Below are 15,437 nucleotides of genomic sequence, written 5' to 3'. Positions count from 1 at the left end.
GGGTAAGCTGGCGGCAACTGTAATGAGGAGCGAATTCGTGAAAGCGTGGATCTTGATGGTGCTGGCCCTGATGCTGCCGGCGGCGGCCATGGCCGAGGAAAAGGAAGGCGAGCCCAAGGTCGCCTATATCAGCCTCAGCCCGCCCTTCGTTGGCAACTACGCCCTCGACGGCGGCCCCAAGCTGCGCGTGTACAAGGCCGACGTCGCCCTGCGCGTGACCGGGGATGCCGCCGCCACGGCGGTCAAGCACCACGAGCCGCTGATCCGCAACCAGCTGGTGGCGCTGTTCACCCAGCAGGGCGTGGACAACATGAGCAACGTCGAGGCCAAGGAAAAACTGCGCCAGGAAGCCCTGAAGCAGGTGCAGCAGGTGATGGAGTCCGAAGAGGGCAAGCCGATCGTCGAGGACCTGCTGTTCAACAACCTGATCGTGCAGTGATCAGGCGGCGAGGCTGCGGCGAAAGCGCGCCAGGGCCACGCCGAAGAATATCAGGCCGATCGCGGCCAGCGCCGCGACGTCCGGCCAGACCACGCTCAGCCCGGCGTCGCGGAACAGGATCGCCGCGCCGAGGCTGACGAAATGGGTCGAGGGCGACCCCTGCATGACCCACTGCAGCCACTGCGGCATGCTGTCCAGCGGCGTGCTGCCTCCCGACAGCAGCAGCATCGGGATGATCACCGGGATCGCCAGCAGGCCGAACTGTGGTGTCGAGCGCGCCAGGGTGGCGAGGAAGATGCCCAGTGCCGTGCTGGCGAACAGGTACAGCGCAGTCACCCCCAGGAACAGCCCCATGGAGCCCGCCAGCGGCACGCCCAGGGCGCCCTTGACCACCACTTCCAGCGAAATCCAGGTACAGGCCACCACCACCAGGGCGTTGCTGGCGATCTTCGCCAGCATGATTTCCAGTGCCGTCAGCGGCAGCACCAGCAGATGGTCGAGGGTGCCGTGCTCACGCTCGCGCAGCAACGCGGTGCCGGTGAGGATGATGGCCAGGATGGTGATGTTGTTGACGATCTGGATCACCGCCAGGAACCAGCCGCCTTCGAGGTTGGGGTTGAACAGGGCTTTCGGGTTGAGCAGGGCAGGGCTGCTGGTGCTGCGGCCTGCGTACTCCAGCAGTTCGCGTTCGAAGATCCGCCCGATGTAGCCGGCGCCCATGAAGGCCTGGCTCATGGCCGTGGCATCGACGTTGACCTGCAGCTCCGGCGAACGCCCGGCCAGCAGGTCGGCCTGGAAGTTCACCGGCACGTTGATCACGAAGGTGTACTGGCCGCTGTCCATGGCCTGGTCAAGGCGATCCGCCGGCAGTGCCACGGTGGGCTGGAACTCGGGCGGTTGCAGCGACTCGGCGAGCTTGCGCGAGATGGCGCCGTGGTCTTCGTCGACCACTGCGACACTGGCGTTGTGCACGCCGATTACCGAGCCTGCGGCGGGCATGTAGATCGCCACGCTGAAGGCGTACAGCAGGAACAGCAGCAACACGCTGTCATGGCGCAGGCTGGTGAGTTCCTTCAGGCCCAGGCGCAAGGTATGGGAGAGCTGGCTCATCTCAGGCCTCCTGCTTTTTCAGCATGATCAGGCTCAGCCCGGTGAAGGCGGCGAAGAAGCCCAGCAGCGCCAGGCACTGCGGCCACAGTTCGCGCAGGCCCAAGGCCTTGGTGAAGGTGCCGACGGCGATGTCGAGGAAGTAGCCGGCCGGGAACAGCTGGCCCATCAGCGCTGCCGCGCCGTCCAGCGACGAGCGCGGAACGATCAGGCCGGAGAACTGGATGGTCGGCAGGCTGGTGATGATCAGAGTGCCGAGGATCGCCGCGATCTGCGTGCGGGTGAACGCCGAGATCAGCAGGCCCAGGCTGGTGGTCGCCAGCAGGTAGGCCAGGCCACCGCAGGCCAGGGCCAGCGGGCTGCCCTTGAGCGGCACGCCGAACAGCCAGCGGTTCATCGCCACCAGCAGCGCCAGGTTGACCAGGCTTACCGCGAGGTAGGGCGCCTGCTTGCCGAGCAGGAACTCCAGGCGGGTCAGGGGCGTGGCGTAGAAGTTGGTGATCGAGCCCAGTTCCTTTTCCCGCACGATGCCCAGCGCGGTCAGCATGGCCGGGATGAAGGCCAGGATCAGCGCCATGACGCCGGGGCCGATGGCGTTCACGCTGACCACGTCCTGGTTGTAGCGAAAGCGTGTTTCCAGGCGTACCGGCTGCTGGCGCGAGACAGGGTTCGGGCCGAGGGCCGCGAGCTGTTCGAGGTTGGCCTGGTGCACGGCTTCGACATAGTTGCGGCTGGTTTCGGCGCGAAACGGCATGCCACCGTCAAGCCAGGCCGCAACCACCGGCTGGCGCCCGGCATGCAAATCGCGGCCAAAGCCTGGCGGGATCTCCAGGGCCAGCTTGATCTCCGAGCGCTGCAAGCGCTGGTGCAGCTGGCGGGCATCGCGGATCGGCGGCTGCTCGGCGAAGTAGCGTGAGCCACGGAAGGCCTCCAGGTAGGCGCGGCTCTGCGGGCTCTGGTCCTGGTCGTACACGGCGAAGGCGAGGTTTTCCACATCCAGCGAGATGCCATAGCCGAAGATCACCATCATGAACAATGCCCCTGCCAGGGCGAAGGCCAGGCGCACCTTGTCGCGCAGCAGCTCTTTGCCTTCGCGACTGGCGACGGCCAGCAGGCGGCGCAGACTGAATGCCTGGCGCAGGGCGGTCGCTGGGGCAGCGGCCTGTTCCAGCGTGGTGTCGGCTTGTGTCTGGGTGGGCGCGTCCTGGGCCTGTTCGAGGCAACGCACGAAAGCGTCTTCCAAGGTGTCGCCGCCGAACTGGATTTGCAGGGCCTGCGGGGTGTCGCAGGCCAGCACCCGGCCGGCGTGCATCAGTGAGATGCGGTCGCAGCGCAGGGCCTCGTTCATGAAGTGGGTGGACAGGAAGATGGTCACGCCCTGCTCGCGGGACAGTTCCACCAGGAGCCGCCAGAAGCCGTCGCGGGCCGCCGGGTCGACGCCCGAAGTCGGCTCGTCGAGGATCAGCACTTCGGGGCGGTGCAGTACCGCCACGGCCAGCGAAAGGCGCTGACGCAGGCCCAGTGGCAGGGCGCCGGAAGGCTGGTCGGCGATGTTGCCAAGGTCGAAGCGCTCGATGAGTTCGGCGATGCGCGGCGCACTGTCGGCCTTGGCCAGGTCGAACAGACGAGCGTGCAACTCGAGGTTCTGCCGGGCGCTCAGCTCGCCGTACAGGGAATAACTCTGGGACATGAAACCGACCCGCTTGCGCGTGGCCAGGTCACCGGCATCCACCGGGCGCCCGAGCAGGCTGGCGCTGCCTTCGCTGGCCGGCATCAGACCGGTGAGCACCTTCATGGTGGTGGTCTTGCCGCAGCCGTTGGAACCGAGGAAGCCGAAAATCTCGCCGCGACCGATGGCGAAGCTGACCTTGTTGACCGCGGTGAAGTCGCCGAAGCGCAAGGTCAGGTCGTGGGCCTCGATGGCGATCGGCCCATCATCCACCTGGCGTGGCGGAATCCGCAGCGGCTCAGGCTGCTCGCGGCCGGCTCCCTGGAAGTGGGTAAAGGCATCATCGAGCTTGCCACTGGGCGTGGCCGCGGCCAGTTCACGGCTCAGGCCCGCAGCCAGCAGGCGACCGGCATCAAGCATCAGGCAGTGCTCGAACTGCTCGGCCTCCTCCATGTAGGCGGTGGCCACCAGCAGGGTCAGCTGCGGACGCTGGGCGCGCACCTGTTCGACCAGTTCCCAGAAGCGCCGCCGCGACAGCGGGTCGACGCCGGTGGTCGGCTCGTCGAGGATCAGCAGGTCCGGCTCGTGGATCAGCGCGCAGCACAATCCCAGCTTCTGCTTCATGCCGCCCGACAGCTTGCCAGCCGGGCGCTCGGCGAAACGTTCGAGGTCGGTGGCGCGCAGCAGGCTGGCCATGCGTTGCTCGCATTCGGCGCGGCCGAGGCCGAACAGGGTGGCAAAGAAGCGGATGTTCTCGCGGATCGACAGCTCCGGGTACAGGTTGTTGCCCAAGCCCTGGGGCATGAATGCGACCTTGGGGTACAGCGCGGTGCGGTGGCGGCGTTGGCGGATCGAACCGCCGAGCACCTGCAACTCACCCTGTTGCAGGCGCTTGACCCCGGCAATCAGCCCGAGCAGGGTCGACTTGCCGGCGCCATCCGGGCCGATCAGGCCGCAGCGGGTGCCGGCCGGCAGGCTGAATGCGAGGGGGTGCAGGGCCTGCAGATCGCCATAGCGGTGGCTGACACCGTCGGCCTGCAGCGCTGTCGCCGCGTTCATTGCAGGTTGGCCGGCCAGCCCACGTCGGCGGTGCGCACGTACCCGGCGCCGGGCATGCCCGGCTTGGCCTGGGGCACGGCGCTCGGCTCGGTCAGACGCAGCTTGACCCGGAACACCAGCTTTTGCCGCTCGTCACGGGTCTCGACTTGTTTCGGCGTGAACTGCGCCTTGGCCGCGACAAAGGCGATCTTCGCCGGCAGGGCCTGCTCGGGCAGGGCGTCGAGCACGATCCGCGCCTGGTCGCCCACGGTCAGCCGGCCGGTGGTGGCGGCGGGCAGGTAGAGGTTCATGTACTGGTCGCTGGGGTCGATCAGCATCAGCACCCGGCCACCGGCACCGAGCACCTCGCCAGGCTCGGCCAGGCGCAGCTGGATGATGCCGTCGATGGGGGCACGCAGGCTGCTGTCGTCGATCTCGCTGGTAAGCTGGGCCACCTGTGCCTCGGCGGCGCCAATGGCCGCCTTGATCGCCGCCAGCTGGGCGCGGGCGGCGACCACGGCTGAGGTGGCGGTGTCGTAGCGTGCCTGTTGCTGGTCGAGCAGTTGCTGGCTGGCGAACTTGCGCTGGTAGATTTCGCGCACGCGCTTGAGCTCCTGGCTGGCCAGCAGCAGTTCGCTCTGGCGCAATTGCACGCTGGCCTGGGCAGCGGCGTAGTTCTCGCGGGCGCGCAGTACCTCGGCCTCGGCCTGGCTGCGCTGGGCCTCCATGGTGCGGGTGTCGATGCGGGCGAGCAGTTGGCCGCGGGTGACCTTGTCGCCTTCATCGACCAGCACCTCGGCCAGGCGCCCGGGGACCTTGCTGGCGATCTGTACTTCGGTGGATTCGAGGCGCCCGTTGCCCATGCTCAGGCCTTCGGGCAGGCGGTCGTGAAGGGACTTCCAGTAACCCAGCCCGCCTGCCGCCAGCAACAGCAATACAAGGGCGGAGGCGAAGATTCTGGGGGCTTTTCGATTCATCGGTCTGCATCCTGCGGCTTGCACGCCTTATCCTGGCGCGACGCGCATCCTGGCGCGTTGATATTGATCAAACCCCTGACAATAGACGCACAATCAGCTCAGCGCGAGGATCGCGGTCCATTGTTCGGCGGTCACCGGCATCACCGACAGGCGGCTGCCCTTTTGCACCAGTGGCAGTTCCTCCAGTGCCGCCTGCTGCTTGAGCAGGCCCAGGCCGAGTACCTGGCGGAAGGTCTGCACATGCTCGACATCCACCGCGCTCCACGGGTTCTTCTCGGCGCTGGCCTTGGCGTCGTGGTAGTGGCTTTGCGGGTCGAGGGCAGTCGGGTCCGGGTAGGCCGCGGCGCTGATCCGGGCAATGCCGGCGATCCCTGGTTGCGGGCAGCTGGAGTGGTAGAAGAAGAACTCGTCGCCTACGCTCATGGCCCGCAGGAAATTGCGTGCCTGGTAGTTGCGTACTCCGTCCCAGCGGGCGCTGCCCAGGCGTGCCAAGGCTTCGATGGAGAGCTCGTCGGGCTCGGATTTCATCAGCCAGTAGGCCATGGATGCTGCTCCTGAAAGAGTTTGAAATAACTCGTTGCATGAAACCGACAGTCGGTTGGCGTCAACGTTTGCCTAGCGACTCATGTTGTCGGAAAATGCGCCGATTTTAAGCTATACGCTCCGGCAGCCATCAAGAAAGCCGCCGAGCCTGGACAGTTGTTCTTGGGGGGCAATCAATGAAACAACGTAAACCGGACCTGCTCTGGATCCTGGCCTTCATCTTCGGCCTGGGCGTGGTTACCACCGGTTACGCGCAAGGTTTGTGGGAGCGCAAGCTCGATGCCGCCTATCAGCAGGCGCCCGTCGATCCGGCGCAGCAACAGCACCGCTGATCGCGGGTTCATTTCGCCGCCAGGTACCAACCACGGTCTGACACCGTGCCTTGCAACGGTACATCCCAGCTTGCCTGGTTGAGCCGCTCCACCTTCTGGCATTCATGCGCCAGCCCCAGCAGCAATGGTTTTTTCCAGGCCTTGCGCCGGCCCTGGTAGGCCAGGCTGCGGTCATAGAAGCCCCCGCCCATGCCCAGGCGCCCCCCCCTCTCATCGAAACCGACCAGCGGCAGCAGGATCAGGTCCAGCGCCCAGATCGGCCGTTGGCGTTTGCGCTCCACCACCGGTTCCGCGATGCCGAACCGGTTGGGGCGCAGCTTCTCGCCTGGCTCGAAACGCTGGAACACCATGCGCGTGGCGGGCCAGGCGTGCAGCACCGGCAGGTAGACACACTTGCCGCGTCTGTGCGCTTCACGCAGCAGCAGGCGCGGGTCGATCTCGCCGTCATTGGGCAGGTACAGGGCGATGTGTCGGGCGCGGCGGAACAGTGGATGCTGCGCCAACTGGCGATAGAGGCCTTCGGCGGCCTGGCGTTGCTGGGCGGGTGTGAGGGCGCGGCGGGCGTTGCGCAGGAGACGGCGAAGCTGGGGGCGGGTGAGCGGCGCGGTGTCGGTCATGGCACGGGCGATCCCTGAAGAAACGAAAAGCCCGCCGTTGGAGGCGGGCAGTTCTGAAAGCAGGCTCCCCGACAAGACCGCTATCGGTGTAGCCCTTGAACCCGAAAGTTCAAGGTGGAGATTGCAGGGGGCGTTAAGGCTTTCCGTCGGGCGGACATGCACACCGGCCCCAGCGTGCAACCCCCGTGGTTGTGCGTATCGGCTCAGGGACATAACCGACTGGCGCATCCCCCAGGGAGTGGCGCCAGTATACCAATCTCAGTCGCTTTTGCTAACCGGATCGTCGGAGAGCGCCTGGTCGACCCGCTCCAGCAGGTCACGCACCTGTTCGCGGGTGGTGCCGCCGCTGGCCACTTCGGGGCGTTCCTGACGGTGCAGCAGCTCATGGGTGATGTTCAGCGCGGCCATCACGGCGATACGGTCGGCGCCGATCACCTTGCCGCTGCTGCGGATCTCGCGCATCTTGCCATCCAGGTAACGGGCGGCGCCGACCAGGTTGTTGCGCTCCTCGGGCGGGCAGATGATCGAGTATTCCTTGTCGAGGATCTGGACGGTGACGCTATTGCTTGAACTCATGAGTCTTGCTCCAGGGCCTTGAGGCGCAGGATCATCGATTCGATCTTGCGTTTGGCGATCTCGTTCTTTTCGATCAGGTGGGCGCGCTCCTCGCGCCAGGATCGTTCCTGAGCTACTAAGAGTGCGTTTTGCCGCTTTAGTTGCTCGACCCGTTCGATCAGCAACTCGAACCGGCTCATCAGCGCTTGCAGGTCGTTCTCTTGCATGGATTGCACTCGATTCCTTGACTCGCCTGGCGATCATGCCTGCCCCAAGGGCGCGACGGCCAGTGCCGATGGTCTTGGCGCGCCTGCCGGTGCTAGGATACAAGGTCTCCATTCTAGTCATTGCGCCGTCTGGCGCCTAGCTGCCCATGCCCAATACCCAATCGCCCTACATTGCCTTCGCCATGTTGCTTTCGAGCAATGGCCACCCAGTCACCCCCGCCGAGCTGCATGGCCTGCTGATCGGCCGCAGCTGCGCCGGCGCCGGCTTCGATGCCGATGCCTGGCTGGCCGACGCCGCCCAGCTGCTCGAGACCGAGCCCGGTGACACTGTCCGCAACGCCCTGGTCGGCCTGCAAGAGATGGTCAAGGCCGAGCTGACCGGCGACGACGTCGCCATCGTCCTGCTGTTGCCTTCCGATGATGCCGCACTCAGCGACCGCGCCACCGCGCTGGGCCAGTGGTGCCAGGGCTTCATCACCGGTTTCGGCCTGAACGCCGGTGGCAAGGACTTGTCCACCGATGCCAAGGAAGTGCTCCAGGACCTGGTGGCCATCTCGCAGGTCCAGGAAGCGCTGGAAGAATCCGAGGACGGCGAAAGCGACTACATGGAAGTCATGGAGTACCTGCGCGTCGCCCCGCTGCTGCTGTACACCGAGCTGGCCAAGCCCGAAGCGCCCGCGCCAAAGCCATCGCTGCACTGATCTGATCGGGGTCGTTTGCCCATGAGCCACATACCCAAGGCGGAGTACGCCCGTCGGCGCAAGGCGCTGATGGCGCAGATGGTCCCCAACAGCATCGCCATCCTGCCTGCCGCCGCAGTCGCCATTCGTAACCGCGACGTCGAGCATGTCTATCGCCAGGACAGCGATTTCCAGTACCTGAGCGGCTTCCCCGAACCCGAGGCGGTGATCGCGCTGATCCCGGGCCGCGAGCATGGCGAGTACGTGCTGTTCTGCCGCGAGCGCAATCCAGAGCGCGAGCAGTGGGACGGCCTGCGGGCCGGCCAGGAAGGCGCGGTGCGTGATTTCGGCGCCGACGATGCCTTCCCCATCAGCGATATCGACGAAATCCTCTCCGGCTTGATCGAAGGCCGCGAGCGGGTCTACAGCAACATGGGTGGCAACCCCGAGTTCGATCGCCGGCTGATGGAGTGGATCAACGTGATCCGCTCCAAGGCGCGCCTGGGCGCCCAGCCGCCGAACGAGTTCGTTGCCCTGGATCATCTGCTGCACGACATGCGCCTGTATAAATCGGCGGCGGAAGTGAAGGTCATGCGCGAGGCCGCGGCGATCTCCGCCCGTGCCCATGTGCGCGCCATGCAGGCCTGCCGGGCAGGGCTGCATGAGTACAGCCTGGAAGCCGAACTGGACTACGAGTTCCGCAAGGGTGGGGCGAAGATGCCGGCCTACGGCTCGATCGTCGCCGCCGGGCGCAATGGCTGCATCCTGCACTATCAGCAGAATGATGCGCCGCTCAAGGACGGTGACCTGGTGCTGATCGACGCCGGTTGCGAGATCGACTGCTACGCCAGCGACATTACCCGCACCTTCCCGGTCAGCGGGCGCTTCTCGCCGGAACAGAAGGCCATCTACGAGCTGGTGCTCGCGGCCCAGGCCGCGGCGTTCGCCGAGATCGCCCCGGGCAAGCACTGGAACCATGCCCACGAGGCGACCGTGCGGGTGATCACCGAAGGGCTGGTGACGCTGGGCCTGCTCAAGGGCGAGGTGCAGGCGCTGATCGACAGCGAGGCCTACCGTGCCTTCTACATGCACCGCGCCGGGCATTGGCTGGGCATGGACGTGCACGACGTGGGCGAATACAAGGTCGGTGGCCAGTGGCGCGTGCTCGAGCCGGGCATGGCGTTGACCGTCGAACCGGGCATCTATATCGCGGCCGACAACCAGGCCGTGGCGAAGAAATGGCGCGGCATCGGCGTAAGGATCGAGGACGACGTGGTGGTAACCAGACAAGGCTGTGAAATCCTCACTTCAGGCGTGCCGCGCACGGTCGCCGAGATCGAGGCGCTGATGCACGAAGCCCGCAAGGACGCCGCATGAACCGGGTCAACCTGGCGATCATCGGTGGCGGCCTGGTGGGCGCCAGCCTGGCCCTGACGCTGCAGGCCGCGGCCAAGGCGCGTGGCTGGACGATACTGCTGATCGAGCCGTTCGCCCCGGGCGACAGCTTCCAGCCCAGCTACGACGCGCGTTCTTCGGCGCTGTCCTTCGGCACCCGGCAGATCTACGAGCGGCTGGGGTTGTGGCAGGCCATCAGCCGCCGCGCCGAGCCGATCCGGCAGATCCAGGTGTCCGACCGTGGCCGCTTCGGCGCCACGCGCCTGGATGCGCTGGAGGAAGGCGTGCCGGCGCTTGGCTATGTGGTGGAGAACGCCTGGCTCGGCCAGTGCCTGTGGCAGGCCATCGACAACGAGGTGGTCAGCTGGCGCTGCCCGGCGCAAGTGCAGGCGATGCAGGCCATCGCCGGTGGCTATCGGCTGCAGCTGGACGACGACACCACGCTGGAATGCGACCTGGCGGTGCTGGCCGATGGTGGCCGTTCGGGCCTGCGCGAGCAGTTGGGCATCCATGTGCGCCACATGCCGTATGACCAGAGCGCGCTGATCGCCAACATCACCCCAGGCGAGGCCCATGCCGGGCAGGCGTTCGAGCGCTTCACCGAGCAAGGCCCGATGGCCTTGCTGCCGCTGGCGGACAACCGCTGCGCGCTGGTATGGACCCGTCAGGGGATGGACGCCAAACGCCTGGCCGAGCTCGACGAGCGCAGCTTCCTGCGCGAGCTGCAGGAAGCCTTCGGCTACCGCCTCGGCGCCCTGCGCCAGGTCGGTGCCCGCCATCTCTACCCGCTGGCGCTGGTGGAGGCCGAGGAGCAGGTGCGCCCGCACCTGGTGGTGCTGGGCAATGCCGCCCATAGCCTGCACCCTATCGCAGGCCAAGGCTTCAACCTGTCGCTGCGTGATGTGCAGTCGCTGGCGGATGCGCTACTGGCCGGCCCGGCGTTGCCCGGTGACCTGGGTTCGCTGCAGGCCTATCACCAGCGCCAGCGCCTCGACCAGGCCCTGACCATCGGCTTCTCCGACCAGGTCACCCGTGTGTTCGGCAGCAACCAGCCGCTGCTGGCGGCCGGGCGCAACATCGGCCTGCTCGGGCTGGACCTGCTGCCGCCGGCGAAAAGCTGGTTCGCCCGCCAGGCCATGGGCCTGGGTACCCGCCCCGACCTGCGGGGCCGCCCATGAGCGCTGCGCGCCGGCTCGCACGGCGAGCGCGGATGCTGCGCTGGTTGCTGAACGTCTACCCGCCGTACCTGGGCGCCGGCATCCACATCCAGGAAATCAGCCCGGACATGCGCAGCGTCAAGGTGCGCATGAAGCTGACGCGGTGGAATCGCAACTACGTCGGCACCCAGTTCGGTGGCAGCCTGTACGCGATGGTCGACCCGTTCTACATGCTGCTGCTGATCGAGCAACTGGGGCGCGAGTACATCGTCTGGGACAAGGCCGCCTCCATCGATTTCATCTCGCCGGGCAAGGGCCCGGTGTATGCCCAGTTCCACGTCGACGACGCGCTGCTCGACGAGATCCGCCAGCAGACCGCCAGCGGCAAGAAGTACCTGCCGCGGTTGCAGGTGGAGATCCGCGATGGCGCCGGCGAGCTGGTGGCGCGGGTCGACAAAACTTTATACGTGCGGCTCAAGCCGCAAGCGAGGCAGGCGTAAGGCATGGAAATGCGCGCAGATCTGTTGATTGTCGGTGCCGGCATGGTCGGCAGCGCCCTGGCCCTGGCCTTGCGCCACAGTGGCCTGGAGGTGCTCCTGCTCGACGGCGGTCCTTTGTCGGTCAAGCCGTTTGACGGCGAGGCGCCTTTCGAACCCAGGGTCAGTGCCCTGTCGGCCGCCAGCCAGCGCATTCTCGAGCGCCTGGGCGCCTGGGAGGGCATCGCCCGGCGCCGGGTTTCGCCCTACTCGGACATGCACGTCTGGGATGGTAGCGGCACCGGCGAGATTCATTTTTCCGCGGCCAGCGTGCATGCCGAGGTGCTGGGGCATATCGTCGAGAACCGTGTGGTCCAGGACGGCCTGCTGGAGCGTCTGCACGACAGCGATGTCGGGCTGCTGGCCAATGCCCGCCTGGAGCAGTTACGCCGCTCCGGCGACGAATGGCTGGTGACCTTGGCCGATGGTCGCAAGCTGCGCGCGCCGCTGGTGGTCGCCGCTGATGGCGCCAACTCGGCGGTGCGTCGCCTGGCGGGCTGCCAAACTCGCGAATGGGATTACCTGCACCACGCTATCGTCACCAGCGTGCGTTGCAGCGAGGCGCACCGTGCCACGGCCTGGCAACGTTTTACGGACGAAGGCCCGCTGGCGTTCCTGCCGCTGTCGCGTGATGGCCGCCAGGACTGGTGCTCGATTGTCTGGTCGACCACGCCGGAGCAGGCCGAGCAGGCCATGGCGCTGGACGACGCGGCGTTTCGCAAGGCGCTTGAGCGTGCCTTTGAAGGCCGTCTGGGGGACGTGCTCGAGGCTGATCCGCGGGTCTGCGTGCCGCTGCGCCAGCGCCATGCCAAGCGCTACGTCGATGAAGGGCTGGCGCTGATCGGCGACGCCGCCCACACCATCCATCCGCTGGCGGGGCAGGGGGTCAACCTGGGCTTCCTCGATGCCGCCGTGCTGGCCGAAGAGCTGGTGCGTGCCAGCGAGCGCGGCGAGCGCCTGGCCGATGTGAAGGTGCTGAGCCGCTTCGAAAGGCGGCGCATGCCGCACAACCTGGCGCTGATGGCAGCAATGGAGGGCTTCGAGCGGTTGTTCCAGGCCAACCCGTTGCCGCTGCGCTGGTTGCGCAACAGTGGGTTGAAGCTGGTGGAGCAGATGCCGGAGGCCAAGGCGCTGTTCGTGCGCCAGGCATTGGGGTTGTCCGGGGACCTGCCGGAGTTGGCCAAGGCCTGAGGGTCGCTGGGGCTGCGCAGCAGCCCCTTGCAACATCCAGTAACGGCTAAGCAGATGAGCGGGAAAATGGGATTCACTACCATTTGCACCTCTCAACCCAGCGAGGAGTACCCCCGATGTTGCCCCGCAAGCCCCTACTGGCCGCTTTGGCCCTCACTCTGTTCGGCGGCACCGCCCAGGCGGCGGAAGAAGTGGTGGTGTACTCCTCGCGCATCGACGAGCTGATCAAGCCGGTGTTCGACGCCTACACCGCCAAGACCGGCGTCAAGATCAAGTTCATCACCGACAAGGAAGCCCCCTTGATGCAGCGCATCAAGGCCGAGGGCGAGAACGGCGTGGCCGACCTGCTGCTCACCGTCGATGCCGGCAACCTCTGGCAAGCCGAGCAGATGGGCATCCTGCAACCGATCAAGTCGGCCACCATCGACCAGAACATTCCGCCGCAGTACCGTGCCTCGTCCCACGACTGGACTGGCCTGAGCCTGCGCGCACGGACCATCGCCTACTCCACCGACCGGGTCAAACCCACCGAGCTGACCACCTACGAGGCCCTGGCCGACAAGCACTGGGAAGGCCGCCTGTGCCTGCGCACGGCGAAGAAGGTCTACAACCAGTCGCTGACCGCCACCCTGATCGAGAACCACGGCGAGGCCGAGACCGAGAAACTGATCAAGGGCTGGGTCAACAACCTGTCCACCGACGTGTTCTCCGACGACACCGCAGTGCTTCAGGCCATTGCCGCCGGCCAGTGCGACGTGGGCATCGTCAACACCTATTACTACGGGCGCCTGCACAAGGAAAAGCCCGATCTGCCGGTGAAGCTGTTCTGGCCCAACCAGGGTGACCGCGGTGTGCACGTCAACCTGTCGGGCATCGGCCTGACCAAGCATGCGCCGCATCCGGAAGCGGCAAAGAAACTGGTGGAGTGGATGACCGGCGAGGAGGCGCAGAAGCTGTTTGCCGACATCAACCAGGAATTCCCGGCCAACCCGAAGGTGAAGCCATCGGCGGAAGTGGCGGCCTGGGGTAGCTTCAAGGCCGACAGCATTCCGGTAGAAGTCGCTGGCAAGCGCCAGGCCGAAGCCATTCGCTTGATGGATCGGGCTGGCTGGAACTGAGTCCGCCGCCTTATCCTTGAGAACCGATCGCGGGGCAAGCCCGCTCCCACGAACCATGCGGACGTGGGAGCGGGCTTGCCCCGCGATGCTATCGCTCAGCCATCGAGACCTTCGATTTGCCTCACACCCCCCAACGCCGCTGGTACCTGCCGGTCTTCCTGGTTGCCGCCCTGGTCTTGCTGCCGCTCAGCGTCTTGCTGTTGTCATGGCAGTCGGTCGACACCCAGATCTGGTCACACCTGCTCGACACCCAGATGAGCCGCCTGCTGGGCAATACCCTGACCCTGGTGCTGGGCGTGGGTATCGGCGTGACCGTGCTGGGGGTGAGCCTGGCGTGGCTCACCAGCCTCTGCGAATTCCCCGGCCGGCGTTGGCTGGATTGGGCGCTGATGCTGCCGTTCGCCATCCCGGCCTATGTGCTGGCGTTCGTCTTCGTCGGCCTGCTCGATTTTGCAGGCCCCGTGCAGACTGCGCTGCGCGAGGTGTTCGGGCCCATGCGCCTGCCCAGGGTGCGCTCCACCGGTGGCGTGATCACGGTATTGGTGCTGGTGTTCTACCCCTACGTCTACCTGCTGGCGCGCACAGCGTTCCTGGCCCAGGGCAAGGGCTTGATGGAGGCGGCGCGGGTGTTGGGGCTGTCACCGCTGCAGGCGTTCTGGCGGGTGGCCTTGCCCATGGCGCGGCCGGCCATCGGCGCCGGCATCGCCCTGGCATTGATGGAGACCCTGGCCGATTTCGGCGCGGTGGCAGTATTCAATTTCGACACCTTTACCACAGCCATCTACAAGACCTGGTACGGCTTCTTCAGCCTCTCCAGTGCGGCGCAACTGGCCAGCCTGCTGCTGCTGGCCGTGATGCTGGTGCTGTATGGCGAGCGCAGGGCCCGAGGGGCCAGCCGCAGTGGCAACGAACGCCCGAGGGCACAGGCGCTTTATCACTTGCGGGGTATCAAGGCGTTGGCTGCCAGTGTCTGGTGCCTGCTGGTGTTCGCCTGTGCCTTCGTCATCCCGATGCTGCAGTTGCTGGCGTGGCTCTGGCAGCGGGGTCGGCACGACCTCGACGAGCGTTATCTCGGACTGGTCATGCACACCCTGTACCTGGGGGCCATGGCGGCGCTGATCACGGTCAGCGTGGCCATGCTTCTGGCGTTCGCCAGGCGGCAGGCCCCGACCGCTGGTATCCGCGCCGGGGTCGGCTTGGCCAACCTGGGGTACGCCTTGCCCGGCTCGGTGCTGGCCGTGTCGATCATGTTGGCGTTCAGCTACCTGGACAACCAGCTGGTAGTGCCGCTGTCCCAGTGGTTGGGTGGGGCTGGCAAGCCGATGTTGCTGGGAAGCTTGTCGGCATTGTTGCTGGCTTATCTGGTGCGGTTCATCGCTGTGGCCTATGGTCCGCTGGAGAGCAGCCTGGAGCGGATCCGCCCATCGCTTCCGGAAGCGTCGCGCAGCCTCGGGGTCGGTGGCCCAGGATTGTTTTTCAAGGTGTATCTGCCGTTGCTGGTGCCCGGCGCCCTCAGTGCCGCCCTGCTGGTGTTCGTCGATGTACTCAAGGAGATGCCGGCGACTTTGTTGATGCGCCCGTTCGGCTGGGACACCCTGGCCGTGCGCGTGTTCGAGATGACCAGCGAGGGCGAATGGGCGCGTGCTTCGCTGCCAGCGTTGACCCTGGTACTGGTCGGCCTGCTGCCGGTGATCGGCCTGATCCGCCGCTCGGCCCATCGTCCGGGGCATCCGCGCTGAGGGTGTCACGCAGCTCCCTTGCGGCTACAATGCGCGGCATTCGCAGCGACGGGTCCTACAAGAACAGGTGATGCTTGAACATCGCCGACCGCCGCCGCCTCGCCACGCCCGGAAGGA

At 66.3% G+C, this 15,437-nt stretch carries 16 protein-coding genes and 1 other RNA gene; 9 read left to right on the top strand and 8 right to left on the bottom strand.

Going from position 1 to position 15,437, the window contains the following annotated elements; genetic code table 11:
* Positions 1-37: 37 nt before the first annotated feature.
* Positions 38-439 carry a flagellar basal body-associated protein FliL gene (locus KHO27_RS21255; RefSeq protein ID WP_046853718.1) on the top strand — a complete coding sequence of 134 codons (402 nt, stop codon included), beginning with the start codon at positions 38-40 and terminating at the stop codon, positions 437-439.
* Here KHO27_RS21255 and KHO27_RS21250 read toward each other — a convergent pair whose 3' ends face one another.
* From KHO27_RS21250 to KHO27_RS21235, 4 genes are all read right to left on the bottom strand, one after another.
* Complete coding sequence (locus tag KHO27_RS21250; RefSeq protein ID WP_111531964.1) at positions 440-1,549, bottom strand: ABC transporter permease; 1,110 nt, start codon at positions 1,547-1,549, stop codon at positions 440-442.
* A 1-nt stretch (position 1,550) separates the two neighbouring features.
* Positions 1,551-4,274: a ribosome-associated ATPase/putative transporter RbbA gene (rbbA, locus tag KHO27_RS21245; protein WP_214500727.1), complete on the bottom strand. Its 2,724-nt coding sequence runs from the start codon at positions 4,272-4,274 to the stop codon at positions 1,551-1,553.
* Entirely contained in the window at positions 4,271-5,230 is a 960-nt protein-coding gene (locus KHO27_RS21240; protein WP_046853721.1) for an HlyD family secretion protein, read from the bottom strand. Before KHO27_RS21240 ends, rbbA begins: the two co-directional genes overlap by 4 nt.
* A 93-nt stretch (positions 5,231-5,323) precedes the next feature.
* Positions 5,324-5,773, bottom strand: coding sequence for an EVE domain-containing protein (locus KHO27_RS21235; RefSeq protein WP_110697156.1), 450 nt, complete (start codon positions 5,771-5,773; stop codon positions 5,324-5,326).
* 176 nt (positions 5,774-5,949) lie between these two features.
* Here KHO27_RS21235 and KHO27_RS21230 point away from each other — a divergent pair, with 176 nt between their 5' ends.
* The gene (locus KHO27_RS21230) at positions 5,950-6,105 is read left to right on the top strand and encodes a hypothetical protein (RefSeq protein WP_011536298.1); all 156 of its coding nucleotides are present in this window, start codon (positions 5,950-5,952) and stop codon (positions 6,103-6,105) included.
* Between the two features lie 8 nt (positions 6,106-6,113).
* Here the strand turns inward: KHO27_RS21230 and KHO27_RS21225 are convergent, their stop codons facing one another.
* The 4 genes from KHO27_RS21225 to KHO27_RS21210 form a co-directional block, all read right to left on the bottom strand.
* Positions 6,114-6,722 carry a 5-formyltetrahydrofolate cyclo-ligase gene (locus tag KHO27_RS21225; protein WP_102690651.1) on the bottom strand — a complete coding sequence of 203 codons (609 nt, stop codon included), beginning with the start codon at positions 6,720-6,722 and terminating at the stop codon, positions 6,114-6,116.
* A gap of 61 nt (positions 6,723-6,783) precedes the next feature.
* Positions 6,784-6,963: non-coding RNA, 6S RNA (gene ssrS, locus KHO27_RS21220), on the bottom strand.
* Between the two features lie 17 nt (positions 6,964-6,980).
* Positions 6,981-7,298 (bottom strand): cell division protein ZapA, encoded by a 318-nt coding sequence (locus KHO27_RS21215; RefSeq protein WP_023631617.1) that lies wholly within the window; start codon positions 7,296-7,298, stop codon positions 6,981-6,983.
* A complete protein-coding gene (locus tag KHO27_RS21210; RefSeq protein ID WP_023631616.1) occupies positions 7,295-7,504 on the bottom strand; it encodes a TIGR02449 family protein in 210 nt (69 codons plus the stop codon). The genes KHO27_RS21215 and KHO27_RS21210 overlap by 4 nt, the downstream gene beginning before the upstream one ends.
* 146 nt (positions 7,505-7,650) lie before the next feature.
* On the opposite strand from KHO27_RS21210, the gene KHO27_RS21205 reads away from it, so the two are divergent.
* The 7 genes from KHO27_RS21205 to KHO27_RS21175 all read left to right on the top strand — a co-directional run bounded on the left by KHO27_RS21205 (position 7,651) and on the right by KHO27_RS21175 (position 15,320).
* Complete coding sequence (locus KHO27_RS21205; protein WP_038707024.1) at positions 7,651-8,205, top strand: YecA/YgfB family protein; 555 nt, start codon at positions 7,651-7,653, stop codon at positions 8,203-8,205.
* Positions 8,206-8,226: 21 nt separating this feature from the next.
* A complete protein-coding gene (pepP, locus tag KHO27_RS21200; RefSeq protein WP_214500726.1) occupies positions 8,227-9,561 on the top strand; it encodes a Xaa-Pro aminopeptidase in 1,335 nt (444 codons plus the stop codon).
* Positions 9,558-10,757 (top strand): 2-octaprenyl-6-methoxyphenyl hydroxylase, encoded by a 1,200-nt coding sequence (gene ubiH, locus KHO27_RS21195; RefSeq protein WP_214500725.1) that lies wholly within the window; start codon positions 9,558-9,560, stop codon positions 10,755-10,757. The genes pepP and ubiH overlap by 4 nt, the downstream gene beginning before the upstream one ends.
* On the top strand, positions 10,754-11,236 hold the full coding sequence (locus KHO27_RS21190; RefSeq protein WP_110697164.1) for a DUF4442 domain-containing protein: 483 nt from the start codon (positions 10,754-10,756) through the stop codon (positions 11,234-11,236). The genes ubiH and KHO27_RS21190 overlap by 4 nt, the downstream gene beginning before the upstream one ends.
* A gap of 9 nt (positions 11,237-11,245) precedes the next feature.
* Positions 11,246-12,463, top strand: a complete 1,218-nt coding sequence (locus tag KHO27_RS21185; RefSeq protein ID WP_178082000.1) for a 2-octaprenyl-3-methyl-6-methoxy-1,4-benzoquinol hydroxylase — start codon at positions 11,246-11,248, stop codon at positions 12,461-12,463.
* Positions 12,464-12,579: 116 nt separating this feature from the next.
* Positions 12,580-13,581 (top strand): extracellular solute-binding protein, encoded by a 1,002-nt coding sequence (locus KHO27_RS21180; RefSeq protein ID WP_110697168.1) that lies wholly within the window; start codon positions 12,580-12,582, stop codon positions 13,579-13,581.
* Between the two features lie 116 nt (positions 13,582-13,697).
* Complete coding sequence (locus KHO27_RS21175) at positions 13,698-15,320, top strand: ABC transporter permease (protein WP_102685069.1); 1,623 nt, start codon at positions 13,698-13,700, stop codon at positions 15,318-15,320.
* Positions 15,321-15,437: the final 117 nt, after the last annotated feature.

The organism is Pseudomonas sp. RC3H12 (assembly GCF_018596375.1).
Lineage (GTDB): Bacteria > Pseudomonadota > Gammaproteobacteria > Pseudomonadales > Pseudomonadaceae > Aquipseudomonas.
The sequence above is the reverse complement of the archived record's forward strand: the minus strand, read 5'-3'. Positions and strand labels throughout refer to the sequence as shown.

What these genes read in the sequence shown, in the direction of transcription:
- KHO27_RS21250 (WP_111531964.1), bottom strand. Translation starts at nt 1,549, where the DNA reads ATGAGCCAGCTCTCCCATACCTTGCGCCTGGGCCTGAAGGAACTCACC.
- rbbA (WP_214500727.1), bottom strand. Translation starts at nt 4,274, where the DNA reads ATGAACGCGGCGACAGCGCTGCAGGCCGACGGTGTCAGCCACCGCTAT.
- KHO27_RS21240 (WP_046853721.1), bottom strand. Translation starts at nt 5,230, where the DNA reads ATGAATCGAAAAGCCCCCAGAATCTTCGCCTCCGCCCTTGTATTGCTG.
- KHO27_RS21235 (WP_110697156.1), bottom strand. Translation starts at nt 5,773, where the DNA reads ATGGCCTACTGGCTGATGAAATCCGAGCCCGACGAGCTCTCCATCGAA.
- KHO27_RS21230 (WP_011536298.1), top strand. Translation starts at nt 5,950, where the DNA reads ATGAAACAACGTAAACCGGACCTGCTCTGGATCCTGGCCTTCATCTTC.
- KHO27_RS21225 (WP_102690651.1), bottom strand. Translation starts at nt 6,722, where the DNA reads ATGACCGACACCGCGCCGCTCACCCGCCCCCAGCTTCGCCGTCTCCTG.
- KHO27_RS21215 (WP_023631617.1), bottom strand. Translation starts at nt 7,298, where the DNA reads ATGAGTTCAAGCAATAGCGTCACCGTCCAGATCCTCGACAAGGAATAC.
- KHO27_RS21210 (WP_023631616.1), bottom strand. Translation starts at nt 7,504, where the DNA reads ATGCAAGAGAACGACCTGCAAGCGCTGATGAGCCGGTTCGAGTTGCTG.
- KHO27_RS21205 (WP_038707024.1), top strand. Translation starts at nt 7,651, where the DNA reads ATGCCCAATACCCAATCGCCCTACATTGCCTTCGCCATGTTGCTTTCG.
- pepP (WP_214500726.1), top strand. Translation starts at nt 8,227, where the DNA reads ATGAGCCACATACCCAAGGCGGAGTACGCCCGTCGGCGCAAGGCGCTG.
- ubiH (WP_214500725.1), top strand. Translation starts at nt 9,558, where the DNA reads ATGAACCGGGTCAACCTGGCGATCATCGGTGGCGGCCTGGTGGGCGCC.
- KHO27_RS21190 (WP_110697164.1), top strand. Translation starts at nt 10,754, where the DNA reads ATGAGCGCTGCGCGCCGGCTCGCACGGCGAGCGCGGATGCTGCGCTGG.
- KHO27_RS21185 (WP_178082000.1), top strand. Translation starts at nt 11,246, where the DNA reads ATGCGCGCAGATCTGTTGATTGTCGGTGCCGGCATGGTCGGCAGCGCC.
- KHO27_RS21180 (WP_110697168.1), top strand. Translation starts at nt 12,580, where the DNA reads ATGTTGCCCCGCAAGCCCCTACTGGCCGCTTTGGCCCTCACTCTGTTC.